The organism is Microcystis sp. LE19-8.1F (assembly GCF_027531715.1).
Lineage (GTDB): Bacteria > Cyanobacteriota > Cyanobacteriia > Cyanobacteriales > Microcystaceae > Microcystis > Microcystis wesenbergii_A.
The window spans coordinates 1-17,497 of sequence record NZ_JAPZSO010000047.1 but is presented as its reverse complement, the minus strand read 5'-3'; the positions used below and the strand labels follow the sequence as shown (position 1 = coordinate 17,497).

At 43.2% G+C, this 17,497-nt stretch carries 12 protein-coding genes; 7 read left to right on the top strand and 5 right to left on the bottom strand.

What is annotated here, in order from left to right; all coding sequences use genetic code 11:
* Positions 1-39 precede the first annotated feature (39 nt).
* Genes O9334_RS05480 through O9334_RS05470 form a run of 3 tightly spaced genes read left to right on the top strand, consistent with a single transcriptional unit; the run spans position 40 to position 1,519 of the window.
* Positions 40-624: a sigma-70 family RNA polymerase sigma factor gene (locus O9334_RS05480; protein ID WP_045358224.1), complete on the top strand. Its 585-nt coding sequence runs from the start codon at positions 40-42 to the stop codon at positions 622-624.
* Positions 624-998, top strand: a complete 375-nt coding sequence (locus O9334_RS05475) for a hypothetical protein (protein ID WP_045358226.1) — start codon at positions 624-626, stop codon at positions 996-998. Before O9334_RS05480 ends, O9334_RS05475 begins: the two co-directional genes overlap by 1 nt.
* 20 nt (positions 999-1,018) lie before the next feature.
* Positions 1,019-1,519 (top strand): Spy/CpxP family protein refolding chaperone, encoded by a 501-nt coding sequence (locus O9334_RS05470; RefSeq protein WP_045358227.1) that lies wholly within the window; start codon positions 1,019-1,021, stop codon positions 1,517-1,519.
* A gap of 31 nt (positions 1,520-1,550) precedes the next feature.
* On the opposite strand, the gene O9334_RS05465 is transcribed toward O9334_RS05470, so the two are convergent.
* Together O9334_RS05465 and O9334_RS05460 are read right to left on the bottom strand one after the other, a co-directional pair.
* Positions 1,551-2,297, bottom strand: a complete 747-nt coding sequence (locus O9334_RS05465; RefSeq protein ID WP_190381662.1) for a hypothetical protein — start codon at positions 2,295-2,297, stop codon at positions 1,551-1,553.
* Positions 2,298-2,569: 272 nt separating this feature from the next.
* Complete coding sequence (locus tag O9334_RS05460; protein ID WP_045358229.1) at positions 2,570-3,721, bottom strand: NAD-dependent epimerase/dehydratase family protein; 1,152 nt, start codon at positions 3,719-3,721, stop codon at positions 2,570-2,572.
* 527 nt (positions 3,722-4,248) lie between these two features.
* Here O9334_RS05460 and O9334_RS05455 point away from each other — a divergent pair.
* Both O9334_RS05455 and gloB read left to right on the top strand, forming a co-directional pair.
* Entirely contained in the window at positions 4,249-6,099 is a 1,851-nt protein-coding gene (locus tag O9334_RS05455) for a polysaccharide deacetylase family protein (RefSeq protein ID WP_287999642.1), read from the top strand.
* Between the two features lie 45 nt (positions 6,100-6,144).
* Positions 6,145-6,918, top strand: coding sequence for a hydroxyacylglutathione hydrolase (gloB, locus tag O9334_RS05450; protein ID WP_045358234.1), 774 nt, complete (start codon positions 6,145-6,147; stop codon positions 6,916-6,918).
* A gap of 437 nt (positions 6,919-7,355) precedes the next feature.
* Here the strand turns inward: gloB and adhE are convergent, their stop codons facing one another.
* Positions 7,356-10,022: a bifunctional acetaldehyde-CoA/alcohol dehydrogenase gene (gene adhE, locus O9334_RS05445; RefSeq protein WP_287999641.1), complete on the bottom strand. Its 2,667-nt coding sequence runs from the start codon at positions 10,020-10,022 to the stop codon at positions 7,356-7,358.
* 316 nt (positions 10,023-10,338) lie between these two features.
* On the bottom strand, positions 10,339-14,064 hold the full coding sequence (locus O9334_RS05440) for a class I SAM-dependent DNA methyltransferase (protein WP_287999640.1): 3,726 nt from the start codon (positions 14,062-14,064) through the stop codon (positions 10,339-10,341).
* A gap of 352 nt (positions 14,065-14,416) precedes the next feature.
* On the opposite strand from O9334_RS05440, the gene O9334_RS05435 reads away from it, so the two are divergent.
* Positions 14,417-14,995 (top strand): transposase, encoded by a 579-nt coding sequence (locus O9334_RS05435; protein WP_287999639.1) that lies wholly within the window; start codon positions 14,417-14,419, stop codon positions 14,993-14,995.
* A 330-nt stretch (positions 14,996-15,325) separates the two neighbouring features.
* Here O9334_RS05435 and trmD read toward each other — a convergent pair whose 3' ends face one another.
* The gene (trmD, locus tag O9334_RS05430; RefSeq protein ID WP_045358266.1) at positions 15,326-16,021 is read right to left on the bottom strand and encodes a tRNA (guanosine(37)-N1)-methyltransferase TrmD; all 696 of its coding nucleotides are present in this window, start codon (positions 16,019-16,021) and stop codon (positions 15,326-15,328) included.
* A gap of 373 nt (positions 16,022-16,394) precedes the next feature.
* On the opposite strand from trmD, the gene O9334_RS05425 reads away from it, so the two are divergent.
* On the top strand, positions 16,395-17,249 hold the full coding sequence (locus O9334_RS05425; RefSeq protein WP_045358267.1) for a cyanophycinase: 855 nt from the start codon (positions 16,395-16,397) through the stop codon (positions 17,247-17,249).
* The last annotated feature ends 248 nt before the right edge of the window (positions 17,250-17,497 follow it).

Below are 17,497 nucleotides of genomic sequence, written 5' to 3'. Positions count from 1 at the left end.
CCCCCAGTCTAAACGGACAAGTAGCTAGGGGTGAGGGGAATGATCGAGGTGATAACCGATAAGCAAACAAGTGTGAGCGATCGAGAGTTAATCTTAAAGTGTCAAAGGGGTGATAGGGCTGCTTTTCGTCACCTTTACCGTCTTTATCAACCAAAAATCCGCTCTACTCTCTATCAACTCTGTGGACAGGAATTCCTAGAGGATTTTGTCCAAGAGGTATTTTTAAGAGTGTGGCACGGGTTGCCGAAATTGCGTTCACCTGAATACTTTTCCACTTGGGTTTATCGGATCACCTGGAATGTAGCGATCGATGGTCGGCGACAATTAGCCAAAAGACAAATGAGGATGGCCAAAAGCACTGATGAGGAAAACTCCCTTGATAGCGAATCCCGTCCCCAAGATAGTCCCGATTTGATGCAATTGCATTATGAGGAAGTGGTCCGACAAGGGTTAGAAATTCTCAGTTTAGAACATCGCGCTGTCCTCGTCCTTCACGATCTAGAGGACTTACCCCAAAAGGAAATCGCCCAAATCTTAGAAATTCCCCTCGGTACGGTGAAATCACGTCTTCATTATGCGCGTAAAACCATGGGTCAATTTTTGCAAAAACAAGGAGTTCTCTAATGTCCCCAGAAGATGACAAAGTGGTTAATTTTCTGCGTCGCTATCGTCCATCGCTGCCACCTCGACCGATAGATGAAGAGGAACAGTTAATGCAAATGATTAGGGGAGAAAGGCCGGTAACTTCTCCAAAATTGCCGCCTTTATTGGGTTTGATAACTGGTATTACTGCCTTATCGGCCCTGATTTTTGCTTCCTATCGTTGGTCTCATCCTCATCCACAACTGAGCCAAATTTCTGACGAGGAGTTAGAAGCTTTTTTAGTGGAGAGTTGGAACCATAGCATCGCTCCACCGATTGCTGCTCCTAGCGTTTATAGTTCGCCTTGGATGAGCTTAAACGAGCCTCAACTCACCTATTCTACCTATAATCCTTAATTTCTTTGTGGAGGTCAATTATGTCCCTTTCTACTCTCTCGATTCTCGGCACAACCATGGCTTTAACTCTGGCGGCTAACCTAGTCCCAACTGCCACTGTGCTATCCTATCCCCAAGATCGTCTATTTATCGCTCAAACTAGCTCTCCCCAGCGTCCTGAAAATCGTCCCCGTCGGATGAATAATTCTAGAGAAGGACTAATCGAACAATTAAACCTTACCGATGACCAAAAGTCAAAAGTTGCCGCTATTCGTCAGAAATATCAGGAAAAAACCAAAAAGTTGCGAGAAAACCTGAGAAGCAACGAACAAGAACTAAATAGTTTATTATCCAATAATGCCTCCGATCGAGATATCCGTGCTAAACATCAGCAAATCTCCCGGAATCGCCAAGAAATCAGTAACCTGCAATTTGAAAGTTTTTTGGAAATTCGCCAAGTCCTAACTCCTGCTCAAAGAACCGAATTTTCCCAGTTAATGCAGGAACGTTGCCCTAATTCCCCGAATTGCGGACGACCATAATTCCTATCAGTTCGGATTAAGGAACTTTTGCCTATTTTTTCACTTTCTTGGCCTGATATTGTCGGCGAAAATATTGGAATGTTCTTTGTCCGAACAGTAAAATACTGAAAAATCCTAAGCTGGCGATCGAGTTTGATTCCGATACATTAACCTGCTGCCCAGGATTAAAAGGCGCGAACGGAATCAGAGAAGTGGAAATACCCCAATAATTGATGAAGCCTCCTGAAAACCCATTAACCGTTACTCCTGCTGAACCCCAATTACCCCAATTATCGATTGAACCCCAATTACCTATCATTGTTTCTGCTGAAAGCCAATTTTCGCCCACAGAATTTCTAATTTCTGGGTCGGGATTTGTGGTTGTTTCCCCCGAAGGGTTAAAAGTAAATGAGGGACCTGATTGAAGTTTATTATTAGGGATATTGTCAAGGCCGAATAAATCTCGGTTAACAACAATACTTACCCATTCGCCATTACTCAATTGTAATTGACAGGTAATGCTTCTATTGCTGGCTAGGGAGCTGCCGATATCTCCGCTCTCGGCCAGACAGTTTTCGTCAATTCCTATGATATCGTCAGGAAAAAGTGAGAGACTATTTAAAATTCCTAAAAGCTGATCAAGGGAAATATTTTCTAGGTCTAAATCTGCCAAACTTTCCGATAATATGGATTGCCAATTGATCGGTTCCGTCAAAGAATTTTTGTCTTGATCACAACCCGTAGCAATTAAACCACAAAGTAACAATGGAGCCAGTTTTTGCCAAGCTAGTTTTCTCATATTTTTTGACAATTTGGGATGGTGATTAGGAAAATGTAAAATGCAAAATAGGTTTTTAGAAGCGATTGATTAGGCATAGGCAAATAATCCTAAGACCAAAGGAGGAATTTAGAAGTAAAAAAAATTAAGGTTATATCTAGGCTAAACATTAATCTTGCCTGAGTGTATCCTAACACGAGCAAAATCGGGTGACAACTGCAATGCTCGATTTCTGGAGAAAAACGCAAAGGATGGGTTACTACCCCATCCTCAACTTATCATTTACTGATAAATTATCGTTTCCAAGTGACTTTTGGTAGGATATGATTCATATCTACCCGCTCTCTGTACTTGGTGGCGAAGTTTAGGAGGGAATCGAGGAGAGAATCGGAGAGATAGTGAGGTTGTAGGCCTAGATCGAGTAATTTCGTGTTTTTAGCCTTGAAATAATGTTCCTCTAACTCGATGCGCGGGTTGTCAAGATTGTTAATCTCCACATTTAACCCTAGTGCGGAACCAGCTTTTTTAACCATCAGTGCCAAGTCACCGACGCTAAACAATTCGGTAAATTGGTTAAAGACGCGGAATTCTCCCGATTGAGCGGGATTTGCGAGCGCTAATTCCAAACAACGCACGGTATCGCGGATATCTAAAAATCCTCGCGTTTGACCACCTTTACCGTACACTGTCAGGGGATGACCGATCGCCGCTTGAATACAAAAACGGTTTAAAGCAGTACCAAAAACCCCATCGTAATCGAGACGGTTAATTAACATCTCATCCATTCCCGTTTCTTCGGTGAGGACTCCATAAACCACCCCTTGATTGAGATCTGTGGCTTTTAAACCCCACATCCGACAGGCAAAATGGATATTATGGCTATCGTGGACTTTGCTGAGATGGTACATACTACCGGGCTGTTTGGGATAGGGTAAAGTATCCTTACGACCGTTATGTTCGATCGTGATGTAGCCTTCTTCAATATCTATATTAGGTGTCCCATACTCACCCATCGTTCCCAGTTTCACTAGGTGCGCGTCGGGAAATTCCTCTTTCATCGCGTAGAGGATGTTTAAATTGCCAACAACGTTGTTAACTTGGGTTAAAACTGCGTGTTCGCGATCAATCATGGAGAAGGGTGCAGATCTCTGTTCTCCGAAGTGAACAATCGCATCCGGTTGAAACTGTCGCAGGGATTGAATCAAAAAGTCGTAGTTATTGATATCCCCGACAAAAAGATCGAGCGATTTTCCCGTCAGATCTTGCCAGCGTTGAATCCGATGAGATATGGGTGCGATCGGTGTTAAGGTATCGCAGCCTAATTGTAAGTCCCAATAGCGACGAACTAAACTATCAAGTATGCCTACTTCGTAACCTCTATTTGATAGATGGAGTGCCGTTGCCCAACCACAATAGCCGTCTCCGCCAATAACCAAAACTCTCATACAATATCTGTAAAGTTTATATACTCGTCTTTGCTCACTCTAGCAGTTTTGTGTCACGCTTTACCAACTTAGTCTGCGTGAACATAGCGGGGTGTGGGGTGTGGGGTGTGGGGTGTGGGGTGATGGGGAAATGGGGAAGTGGGGTGTAGGGTGTGGGGTTTTTCAGTGATCAGTAAACAGTAACCAGTTATCAGTGGGGGGAGATGGGAGAATCAATAAAGGTAGTCTATTGACAACTGCTCACTGATTACCACTGTCCACTGAAAACTCAAATCTGCTCACTGCTCACTGCTCACTGCTCACTGCTCACTGATAACTGATAACTGATAACTGATAACTGATGAGGGTGTTCTAGAAAACTTGACAAGGGAACGGATTATGGGGAAACTCAGCTTGTAATCAGTGGGCTTTGCTGACGAGAAAACAAAAGCCAAAAATCTAGATAAAAGGCAGTTTTTTTCGGTAACTCAAGGCCTATCTGCTTTTTTACTTTTTCTTTTCTACTTTTTACTTTATTACTTGATCTTATGCGTTGGCAAGCTCGGCAAAAATCTTCCTTTTCTTTCCTTCCCCTATACGGATTTTTGGCATTTATCGTCGTTTGTCTGATTATTTGGGCAAGTTCTCTCTATCCTCGTTCTAATGCTCTGGTGGGGGGTGATTCTCTCCCCGCACCTTTTAGGGAGTTTCAACCGGAATGCGCGGATTATGTCCTAGAAAATAGTTCTTTTAAGGATATATCGAGAATTTTTGATTGTAAAACCTATAAAAACCTCTCCGATCGAGTGATTTTTTCCCTATCTCTCCAAAAAAACGATATTAGTCTCGATAATTGGCAAAATAACTCGGCAACAGCGATCAAATTAGCACCCTGGCCAGAAATTCATCCCCGCGCTCAAGAGACAAAAGTACCGATCTTAATGTATCACGACATTTTACCGGAAAAAGAGGTATTCTTTGACGTTACTCCTGGCGAATTAGAGGCACATTTTCAATTTTTGCGGGAAATCGGGGCAACTCCTATCAGTATCGATTGGTTAATTTCCCATCTGCGGACAGGTATTCCCCTTCCCGCTAAACCAGTTTTATTAACTTTTGATGATGGTTATGGGGGACATTACCAGTATGTCTATCCTTTATTGAGAAAATACGGCTATCCTGCTGTTTTCTCGATTTATATCAATAAAATGACTCAAAAAACTGGCAGAACCAGTGTCACTTGGCAACAACTCCGGGAAATGGCCGCCGATCCTCTAGTACAAATTGTCTCCCATAGTGTCAGTCATCCCCGGGATTTAAGGTTATTGTCCGATGCAGATTTGGAGCAAGAAGTCAAGCAATCGAAACAAATCTTAGAAAAAGAATTGGGCATTCCGATTAATTATTTCACCTATCCGGAAGGGAAGGCGGACGATCGAGTGAAGGAATTCGTCAAAAAAGCGGGTTATCGGGCTGCTTTATCGATGAATGACCTCGATGAGCATTTTGCCGGACAATCCCCCGATTTACTCACTATTGGACGCTTTGGGCAATCGCGCACGCGAGAAGTTGTACCGCAAGCTTGGGGAGGTGATCCCTTACCCCGTAGCGATGGCGGTTTTAACTTTGCCACCACCATCCAAAAACGGGAAGTGGAATTTCCAACTAATACACTTGTTCTGATTAGTGGCGGTATTCCCAAAACCATCCACGCTGATAGTCGTTATCAAGTGGAGGAAATTATCGCCGGCACAGAAGCGATCGCGGCTGTAGATGGCGGTTTTTTCTCCCTCAAGGAATTGGACTCAAATCAGATGATCGGGCCGGTTTTAAGCGAAAATGGCGGCTTTATCCCGGGATATGAAGGGGAAATCGGCAAGTTAGAGGGTCGTCCTTTAGTAATCATTACCGATCGATGGGTGCGTTATCTTCCTTTTGATCCTGTCCGTCATAATACCCTAGAAGGAATCGCAGCGGAGGCCGGAGATGATCTCAAGGTGACGGATGCTTTTGTCGCGGCCGCTTGGTTAGTCAAAGATGGACAACCACAATCCCGAGAATCCTTTGGTACACTTTACGGTTTTGATGCCCTGCGTCACCGGGCTTTTTGGGGGATTAATCAGGCAGGACAGCCAGTAATCGGGGTTTCCAGAGAGCCGATCGATTCGATGGCTTTGGGAGAATTATTAGTACAGGCAGGTTTTCGGGACGCGGTGATGTTGGATTCAGGAGCAAGCACCTCCCTCGCTTATCAAGGCCAGTCGCAAGTGCATTATACTCCCCGTCCCGTTCCCCACGTTGTCGCTTTATTTCCCCCCACAGAAACCTATATTGTTCCCGTTAGTCATGTGGGGATTCCCTGCGTAATTTTCGCCGATTCCTGTCCTGCGGGGAGTTAGGTTAGCACTATATGATCGAGTTAAACCTTAGCCCAAAATTCTACCATGGAGATCGAACGTCTTAACGCCCTTTCCGATAATTATATTTTCCTCCTCTACGATCCGGCACAAAAAATCGCGGCCGTGGTGGATCCAGCCGAACCTGAACCCGTTTTCAGGCGATTAGAGGCTTTACAGGTGGATTTAGTCGCTATTTTCAATACCCATCACCACGGCGACCATGTGGGGGCTAATCAGGCTTTAATTAATCGTTATCCCCATCTTTGTGTTTATGGGGGAAAGGAGGATCGCGGTCGCATTCCGGGCCAGCAGCTGTTTTTAGAGGAGGGGGACCGGGTGGAATTTGCCGGTCGCTGGGCCGAGGTTTTCTTTGTCCCCGGCCACACTCGCGCTCATATTGCCTATTATTTTCCCCCGGTTAACCCCGGAGATTACGGCGAGTTATTCTGTGGTGATACCCTGTTTTCTGGGGGTTGTGGTCGTTTATTTGAGGGAACACCGGGCCAAATGGTGGCTTCTTTAACTAAATTGCGATCGCTGCCCGACCAGACCAGGGTTTGGTGCGCTCACGAATATACGTTAAATAATTTAAAGTTTGCCTTGACAGTTGACCCTAATAATGCTGCTCTGCAACAGCGTTATCGGGAAGTGGAAAAACATCGCGCTGAAGATCTGCCCACGATTCCGGCAATTTTGGGGACGGAAAAGCTGACTAATCCTTTTTTGCGTTGGGATAGTCCCGCTTTGGCCATGACCATGGATAGCATCGAACCAGTACAAGTGTTTGCGCGGCTGCGGGGCAAAAAAGATAATTTTTAAGTAGTGGCTAAGTAGGGTCTGCTGAAAAAGTACGGGCGAAGCATTCGGATAGAAAATCTACGGTTTCACCGATAGGTTATTGCCCGAATGCTTCGCCCCTACAGGACGCGGGCCGATGAAGATGCAAGGTTTTGAACGACGATTCTCTCAAAATCTTGCACCTGTTTCGCGAGAAAAGCCCCAAAACCCTTACTTTGCCTACATTTCACATTTATTCAGCAAACCCTAAGTAGGTAGGTTTTTGGTTTCTGTGGTTAGCCCCCCTTATTAAGGGGGGTAGGGGGGATATCCCCTGATTAAGGGGGGTAGGGTGTGGGGTGTAGGGTGTGGGGTGTAGGGTGTGGGGTGTGGGGTGTGGGGTGTGGGGTGTGGGGTGTAGGGTTGATTCATGAATCAACCCTACAGGGGGTAGGGGGAATCAAAGGCAAAATCTATCCCTACAAGCTCAACGGTTGCGGCTCTAACTTCAAATCGGCAAGACTGACATCACCGTGACCATTTACCGCCACCTCTAGGGGCAAATTGCCGTGATAAGCTTGGATTAACAGGGTTTTTAAGTCCTCAATCAGGGGATAACGGGGATTGGCTCCGGTACACTGATCATCGAAAGCTTGTTCGGCTAAATGGTCTAATTTGGCCATAAATTCGGCTTCAGTTTCGGGAATTACCTCTTTAATACTGGCCGGAATACCGATTTCCCGTTTTAAACATTCGATCGCTAATACCAATCTTTCCACACTTTCGGTCTCGCTTTCTCCTCCCAATCCCAAGGAATGAGCGATCCTGGCATAGCGCCACTTCACGTTAGGATATTTGTACTGAGAGAAGGTCGCCTGTTTAAAGGGGGCATCGGTGGCATTATAGAGGATGACGTGGGAAATCATCAAGGCATTGGCTAGACCGTGGGGAATGTGGAAAATTGCCCCCAATTGGTGGGCCATGGAGTGACAGATGCCTAAAAAGCCATTAGCGAAGGCCATTCCTGCCATTGTCGCCGCATAATGGACTTTTTCCCGCGCTTTCGGGTCTTTAGCTCCGTTATGATAGGAACTGGGCAAGTATTTAAACAGCAGTCGGATGGCATCTTGAGCAAGAGCATTAGTATATTCTGAGGCTAAAACCGAGACGTAGGCCTCAAGAGCGTGAGTTAAAGCGTCAATTCCGCCGTAGGCTGTCAATTTTTTCGGCATATTTAGCACTAATTCTGGATCGACAATTGCCATGCTGGGAGTTAGGGCATAATCTGCCAGAGGATACTTAATATTATTACGGCGATCGGTCACGACGGCGAAGGGAGTCACTTCTGATCCTGTTCCCGAAGTGGTGGGAATACAAACCATCAGAGCTTTTTCGCCTAAAGGGGGCAATTCATAGACTCGTTTGCGGATATCCATAAAACGCATGGCCAAGCTCTCGAATTCTATCTCTGGATGCTCGTAGAGTAGCCACATAATTTTAGCGGCATCCATGGGGGAACCACCACCGATAGCGATAATCACATCGGGATTGAAGGTATTAATTACATTTAACCCCCGTTCGACGGTTTCTAGGGAAGGATCGGGTTCCACATCATAAAAGATATTAATCGTGATGCCGATTTCTTCTAAAACTTCCTCTAAAGCTGCGGTAACTCCTAGGTCAAAAAGAGGTTTATCGGTGACAATAAAGGCCCGTTTTTTGCCGGCTAATTCCCGAATAGCGACGGGTAATGACCCGTATTTAAAATATACTTTTGGTGGTACTCGGAACCAAAGCATATTTTCCCGGCGCTCGGCTACGGTTTTAATATTTAATAGGTGGGTAGGTTCGACGTTTTCGCTGATGGAATTACCGCCCCAAGTGCCACAACCGAGGGTTAAACTAGGATCGAGACGGAAGTTATAGATATCACCAATCGCACCCTGGGAGGAAGGGGTATTAATTAATACCCGGGCCGTTTGTACGTTGTCTTGAAAGTGCTTAATATGTTCCCGATTGGAGGGTGCGGTATAAAGCACGGCCGTATGACCTCGACCGGCAAATAAGACCAGTTTTTCGGCTTTTTTTACCCCATCTTCAAAGTCTTTCGCTCGGTACATGGCTAAAATTGGCGAGAGTTTTTCGTAGGAAAATGGTTCCTCTAAGCCAATATTTTCCACTTCTCCGATTAGTAAGCGGGTATCTTCGGGAACGGAAATTCCGGCCATGGTGGCTAATTTTTCTACCGGTTGTCCGACGATATCGGGGTTGATATGACCATCTTTTAGGAGAATCCCGACGACTTTTTCCCTTTCTTCGGGGGAAAGAAGATAGGCCCCGCGATCAATAAATTCCTGTCGAACTTCTTCATAGATGCTATCGACAACGATTACCGATTGTTCCGAGGCGCAAATCATGCCGTTATCAAAGGTTTTACTGAGAATAATCGAGGAAACGGCCATTTTTATGTGAGCGGTTTCGTCCACTAAAGCGGGGGTATTGCCGGCACCGACTCCTAGGGAAGGTCTTCCGGAAGAATAGGCCGCTTTTACCATACCGGGACCGCCGGTAGCAAGGATTAAATTAATGCTGGGATGTTGCATTAATGCTTGGGAAAGTTCCACCGATGGCTGATCAATCCAACCAATAATACCGGCCGGTGCGCCTGCTTTGACGGCCGCTTCTAAGACTATTTTGGCCGCCGCGATGGTGCAGTCTTTGGCTCGCGGATGGGGGGAAAAAATGATGCCGTTGCGGGTTTTCAGGGCAATTAGGGCTTTAAAAATGGCTGTGGAGGTGGGATTTGTAGTGGGTACGATCCCCGCTAAAATGCCCACGGGTTCGGCGATTTTTTGCAATCCAAAGGATTTATCTTCTTCGATAATTCCGCAGGTTTTGCTGTGTTTATATTTGTTGTAGATGATTTCTGAGGCAAAATGGTTTTTAATCACTTTATCTTCTATTACTCCCATCCCTGTCTCTTGTACTGCCATTTTAGCCAAAGGAATGCGCGCGTTGTTGGCTGCTAATGCGGCTTTTTTGAAGATAAGATCTACTTGTTCTTGGTTATAGTTGGCAAATTGTTGTTGAGCTTTTTTTACCTGTTGTATCAGTTCTTCTAGCTCTTGTCTATTGGTAACTATCATAACAATTTTGTTGAAAAAATTAGGCATTTTATTCTATTATAGCTTTTTTCGCCAAGGTACTCGCTCAATCTTGGGATTTTCTTTATAGTTTCCTAAGCATTGGTATTATAGAATACTAATAATTCTAGGTAATAGGTATGGGGAAGTGGGGAGATGGGTTTTAAAGTTCGATTGGGAGTTTATCATACTATTAAAAACAGAATTTATCATGAGAACGATTGTATCCCCCTAAATCCCCCTTAAAAAGGGGGATTTAGGGGGATCAAATTTTTTTTAGTCCTTTGGGATGCTTTTGGGTGCGTTACTACATTTATATTTATTTCATTTCTCCCTCTATTATCCCGATTTCTTCCTCGCTTAATCCATACAATTCATACACTATTTGGTTAATTTTTGTTTCTAACTCCTTGACTTCTTTTCCCTTAGCTTCTAAACATTGTTTAACTAGATATTCGATCGCTTGTTTTTGGGTATTATCAATGTCAACAACTGGAATCTGAGAAACATACATCGGTTTAAATTCAAAAAAACCACCCTGTTTAGATGATGCTATCTGTTGAATAAACCACCACATTATTGAAGAATTTAAAATAGCTAACAGACAATAAGCATTATCAGTTATACAGATTGAAGTTTTATCATTGCTATAATATCCACATAAATCTAGGGTATATTCAACATTATTGACGATAGCAGGAATAATAATTTTAGGTTGTTCAAATTCTTGCCAGTAAGCGATATTATCCTGAATTTCATACCATTTATAACTCCCTACTTTTCTTCCTATACCTGGAGTCAATTTTTGTTTGTATTGACTCAAATACTGTTCAATTGCAGGGTATTTTTTAATATCAATTCCCCTTCTGGTAAAGATTATCCATAAATCTTTATATTCTACGCACCATCTTTTTACATCTCGTCCTCGGAGAAAAGGTTTAATAACTTCCTCGGAGGAGGGATGTTCACTAATTAATCTATCGCGGGTGATTTTATCAATCACAAAAGCTTCATTTAAACCTGTTTTAATGCCATAATATAATTTACCTTTTACATATTCTCCCAAAGGAGTACCGACTTTTTGCAATTTAGCCAATAAATCTAAAGTTTGTGAAGATTCTAATTTCCAACCATCAGCAGATAAATTAGCTTGAGTGATTGTCAGATAATCTTGTTCTAGAATTGTAGCAAACTGGGTGATATTTTGCTCTTTGTGTTTATCCCAAGCTAAAGCTTTAAACTGATTGCCATCACATTTATCTTTACTTAAAGCGATAATACTGGGATAAGCGGTAGCTTCTTCAAAGACAGGAAAATCACCAAAGTCAATTAAATTAAAAATTTTCGTCGAATTGCTGAGAAGTTGTCTTAATTTTTCTCCGTATCCCGAACGAAAATATTTATTTGAGGAGATATACGTTAAATAACCTTTAGTTTTGAGTATTTGTAAACCCCTCTCATAGAAATAGACAAATAAATCGGCAATCCCGGTATAGGATTGATAAATTTTCTGCAAGATAGGTTTAATATTTTTGAGTTCCTCCTGTCGGATATAAGGAGGATTGCCAATTACCACATCAAAACCGATAAAATTCCCCTTATCATCTAGAACTTCGGGGAACTCGAAGCGCCATTCAAAAGCATTATGATAAATCTTACCGCTTTCAATCTCCTCCAGTTGCGGACGTAACTTATCAATCTCATTCCTTAACTGAATAATCTTCCTTTCCCGCGCTTTCTTTTCCTTGGGTGACTCCTCAAATAACAAAATTTGATTCTCTAGACTATATAAATCCGTTTCCAAACCCCGCAAGCGCTTTTTCAGAGGATTATCTAACTGTAAAGTCTGACGAAAACTACTCTTAATCTCACTAATCAATCTCTCCATCTCACGCTTTTGCGATTTATCCTCCGCGTTGCGATAGACTCTCACCGCATCCTTATAACTCTCGATACTTAAACGATTTTTGCGGGAAAAGACTTGTAAATCATTGGATAACCCAAAGCGACTAATCAGAGAATTGCCAACCTTGATATTAATATCGATATTCGGTAACGTCTCTAACTCATTATCTGCTTTGTAGTAAGCATTCTTGAGTAACTCAATCCATAAACGCAACCGACAGATTTTCACCGAGTTGGGATTGATATCAACTCCAAAGAGACACCCCTCAATCAGACGCTGTTTTTCCTGAAATAAAGTCTCCTGTACTCGCTGACTTTCTCGGTTGCGGGGATTATATTCAAACAGATTACCGTCATCATCGGTGACGATTAACTCATCGTTCACCACCTCAACCCGATAATCCCTGAGAGTTTTACCCTCTTTATCCACCAAAATCTGTAACTCACTCTTAATTGCGATTATCTCGTTCAAAGCAGAAACAAGAAAATGTCCCGAACCCACCGCAGGATCACAAATTTTGAGACTATTGATAATAGCATTGGCTGCCGTTTTATCTTTGATGCGGTTATACACATCCTCGATTGTCTGACAATCCCATCCCTGACTCTGGTTAAATTTCTCTATTACTGCGCGTCGAATCGTTTCCCGACACATATACATAGTGATGAAACCGGGGGTGAAAAAGGAACCATCCTTATATCCGTTGATTTTCTCGAAGATTAATCCCAACACTGACGCATTGATAAGAGTCTTATTATCCTCCTGTATCGCTTCCCCACCTTCGCTGCTAAAATCGTAGGCATTGAGAAACTCGAATAGGTATGCTAAAGCGTTGATTTCTCCTGTTCGCTTTTTCCCCTGACTATCCTTTAAGACTGTTCCTGCAAAAATCTCTATATTCTCCGAACGCAGGTTACTGATGACTATGGTTGATTGTTCTAATTCCGTCGGTTCAAATAGGGAACTGTTGAGATAGGGAACCTGAGTATGGGTATTCTGGATGTCTTTGCTTCTTTCTGTCTGTTTTTTGGCCAAAACGCTGAAAAATAAGCGATTTAAGTCGTCATAGTTGGCAATTTTGCCTAAATTGAGAAACCCTAGGGATTTATCCCCCCGATGATACCTAATTATCTGCGCTTCTAATAGTTTGAGGAAGAGGATTCTATTTATCCAGGTTATCCCCAACTCTAAACCGATATTCAATAGTCTCTCCTCTTCCGTCTCCCCAAATTCTTCGGGATTGGGTAAACGAGAGATTTTATCTAAACTCTCCACTTGACTGATAGCGTTCTCTAGCAGCGAACCGGGTTGTCGCGCTGCCGGTTGCAGACGTTGGATGAGTTTTTTTCCTCCCTCTTTTATCTCTGTCAATCCGATGATATGCAGCAGTTCACTATAAAAGTTTTTGTCGAGACTGTTGCTATCGTTCGCAAAGGGGAGTTTTAAGAGGTGTTCGGGAGAAAAGATTTTATAGAGACTGATAAGGTTATGTTCGTCCTCCCGGATGGTTTGGGAGTATTCCCGCAAGTCAAAATGGGTGTATGTCAGGGAATCGAGTCTGGAGTTAAGGAAGGGTTCTCCTATCTGTTTGTAGAAGAAGTCGGTGGTTTTTCCCGTTAGTCTCCCCGTCTCAAAGTCATTAAACTGTCTGACAAGTTCCTGATTTTGTGCGAATAGTCTCTCGAAGATATTCCCATCGAAGATAAACCACTCATATATATTGGTAGCAATCAGGTGTTTTATCTCTAGGTTTTTCTCGGTTATTCTTTCCCGTAGGAAGTAGAGGAGTAATTCTTGTAATGCTTTACAGTTGAGTTTGTCTCTCCGCAGCATCTCGCTTTTATTGCTGGGTTTCTTGACTTCCAATATCACCCCCACGGAATCCCGCGACTCTTTCCCATTATGGATGACTAAATCATTCCTTCCCTTGGTGTTGATGAAATGTTGGGGACTATAGTAGCTGTGTTTGAGAAAGTCTGCAAGCAGGTTTTTATGGAACTCCTCTGATTCTGTCTCGTTTATACTCCCCAAAAGTTGTTCTAGGTGGGTTTGAAACTTCTCCACCTGACTACGATTCGGTTTGACTCTTAGGAATGCTTTGTTTAATGCTTGTCGGGGAGAGAAATTTTCTGTCTTCATACCTTATATCCTCTTCCTACTCAACCCGATTTTGGGGTCTATTTTTTTCTCTCTTATCTTTGCTCAAAAACTATATATATATTTGCGCACGGATTCCCATTATCTAAAAAGTCTAAAGCAAGTCTCGTCATTTGTCAAGGGTTTTGAGAAAATCTCCCCACTTCCCAAGAGGTGAGGGAAATTGCCAGTAAGTTTGCAGGGGTAGAAAGTTTAAAGGAAGCGGTCGCAACGCGCTCGCTACGCGAGACCGAGCAGTTACAATTATTGTTATCTTCAGCTTGATCTTATTTTACTAAATAGCCAAAAACTAAAATGAGATTCCTATTTATTATCCTGACAAGGAGATGAATAAATGAATAACTTTTCTGATAAAACCCATCGTCGTTCCTTAAGATTATCTCACTATGATTATTCTCAATCGGGTGGATATTTCGTAACAATTTGTATTAAAAATAGTGAAAATTCATTAGGAAACATAGAGGATAATGTTATGGTTCTTAATCAATTTGGTCAAGTTGTTAAGGATATTTGGCATAGTTTAGATACTCGTTATAAAGAGGTTATTTTGGATGAATTTGTGATTATGCCTAATCATATTCATGGAATAATATTTATTGATAACCCAGTAGAGATAATTCATGAATTATCTCTACTGAAGGAAAGGAGAAAAATGTTGTTACCCAAAGTGATTGGTTATTTTAAAATGAATAGTGCTAAACTGATTAATCAATTGCGGGGTAATCAAGGTCAATCGGTTTGGCAAAAGAATTATTATGAACATATTATCCGTGATGAGGTTTCCTTAACGAAAATTAGAGAATATATTGTTAATAATCCTTTAAAATGGCATCAAGATATTGAAAATCAGCAAGTCAAACCTAGTCAGGAGGAACTTCAGTTTTGGCAAAACTTCGGTAGAAAGGATTTATAATCACCGTAACAACAATTCAGATCGTAGGGATAATTCCGTAGGGATAATTCCGTAGGGATAATTCATGAATTATCCCTACTCAGAAATGCTTTGTTTAATGCTTGTCGGGGAGAGAAATTTTCCGTCTTCATACCTTTATCCTCTTCCTACCCAACCCGATTTTTCAGGCTATTTTTTTCTCTCTTATCTTTGCCCAAAAACCCTATATATATGTGCGCACGGATTCCCATTATACATAAAGTTTAAAGCAAGTCTCGTCATTTGTCAAGGGTTTTCAGGAAATCTCCCCTGCTCCCTGCTCCCTTCTCCCCACGCGAGCATTTTTGGGGATTAATCCCGTTCCTCTAGCCATTTTTGCCAGAGATCTGGACGACGTTCCTTAGTGCGATCGAGTTGTTGTTGATAGCGCCAATCAGCGATATCCTGATGATTACCCGATCGCAAAACCGGCGGCACTTGCCAACCGCGAAAGACCGGCGGCCGGGTATATTGGGGATAATCCAATAAACCTGCCTCAAAACTCTCCAATTTCAACGATTCCGCCTTACCTACCGTCCCGGGTAACAACCGCGTCACCCCGTTAATAATCGCTAAAGCAGGAATTTCCCCACAAGTTAGGACAAAATCCCCTAAAGATACCTCTCTAGTCACCAAATGCTCACAAACCCGCTCATCTACTCCTTCATAATGCCCACAGATGAGAATTAACTGCTGATAACTACTGGACCAAGTTTTCAGTAAAGCTTGATTGAGAGGTTCCCCCTGGGGAGTCATCAGCAGGATCTCCCGGGGTGGTAAAATTTCTAAAGACTCGATCGCCTCAAAAATTGGCTCTGGTTTTAATAACATTCCCACACCACCACCGTAGGGTTCATCATCGACGCGACGGTGTTTATCGTGGGCAAAATCCCGGAGATTGACCAAATTTACCCTAGCGATGTCGCGTTCGAGAGCTTTTGCCAACAACCCCGACTGCAGCGGTGAAGTAAAAAAATCGGGAAAGAGAGTAATAATGTCAAACTGCACGGGGAAAATTAAGGCCTAGACTGGAATAGTGTTTAATGTATCATTTTGTCACGGCTCGATCGGTTAAAATCTTGCTAATTTGGCGCTAGTCTATCTCGATAACATGATAGACTATGCTGTACTGTCTAGGGGTTTTTCTGGCTCTAGCTTGAGTGATCGAAGTCTAGCCTAGACTTAAAGTTAACTAAAAGTCCGTCATTGCCAGTGGATCGAAGAAAATTGCTAAAATCGCCTCTACTATTGCTTGATGTCCCGAAAAATATTCCTAAACCGCATTTTTTTCCGTCAACCGTTCAGGGAAAATAACATTAAAATACTTGTCCATCTTCCCGAAAAACCTTCCATCCCTAAAAATGTCTATTCGTTCAGTGACATGATCATCGAGCTAGAAACCCAACACCACGAAAATCCTGCCCCCATATCTCTCAAAACGGCGATTTTAGTCATTGGAGGTGCCGAGGATAAAGTCCACGGTAAAGAGATACTGCACACCTTTTGGAATCGCGCCGGGGGTAGCGAAGCAGTGATCGCTATTGTTCCCTCCGCTTCTAGAGAACCGGTTTTAATCGGCGATCGCTATCAGAAGATTTTCGAGGAAATGGGGGCAAAATACGTCAAAGTTATCGATATTCGTGATCGCGTACAGGGAGAAGACCCCCAATTCCAGGCCTACATCGAAGAATGTACAGGTGTATTTATGACCGGAGGCGACCAGCTGCGTTTATGCGGGTTGCTCTCCGATACTCCCCTGATGGAAAGAATCAGACAAAGAGTGCAACGGGGAGAACTGACCCTGGCTGGAACTAGCGCCGGGGCTGCCGTTATGGGTCATCACATGATTGCTGGGGGCAGCAGCGGGGAAGCACCAAATCGGGCCCTAGTGGATATGGCCATGGGATTAGGTCTGATTCCTGAAGTCATTGTCGATCAACACTTCCACAATCGCAACCGCATGGCTCGGTTAATGAGCGCTATCTCCGGTTATCCCGAACGTTTAGGAATTGGCATCGATGAAGATACCTGCGCTATGTTTGAACGGGATGGCACGATGACGGTAATCGGCTGCGGTACAGTGACGGTAATTGATGCCAGGGCAATGTCCCACACCAACCACCATCAGGTCACCGCTAACGAACCCCTGAGTCTGCATAATCTGCGGGTACATATTCTTTCCTACGGTGATGGCTATCATCTCAAAAAACAGCAAGTGATCGCTAAATTGGGGTAAAAAAACTCCTGAAAAACTGTTCATCGTGAACAGTTTACCGATCTCGGAAACCCGGACAATAAACAACGGCTTCTTTGTGCTTCTCAACAGCGAACATCAGCTATATCGTCACTAACCCCGCCCTAAAAGGGACGGAGCTTGCCTAAACCAATTTAGGCGACGCAAGTAGAGACTACCGCACCGAGACACAATCTGGCACAGACTTCCGAATGCTTCCCTAGTTCGGATTCCCTCTCAGCTTTATTGGT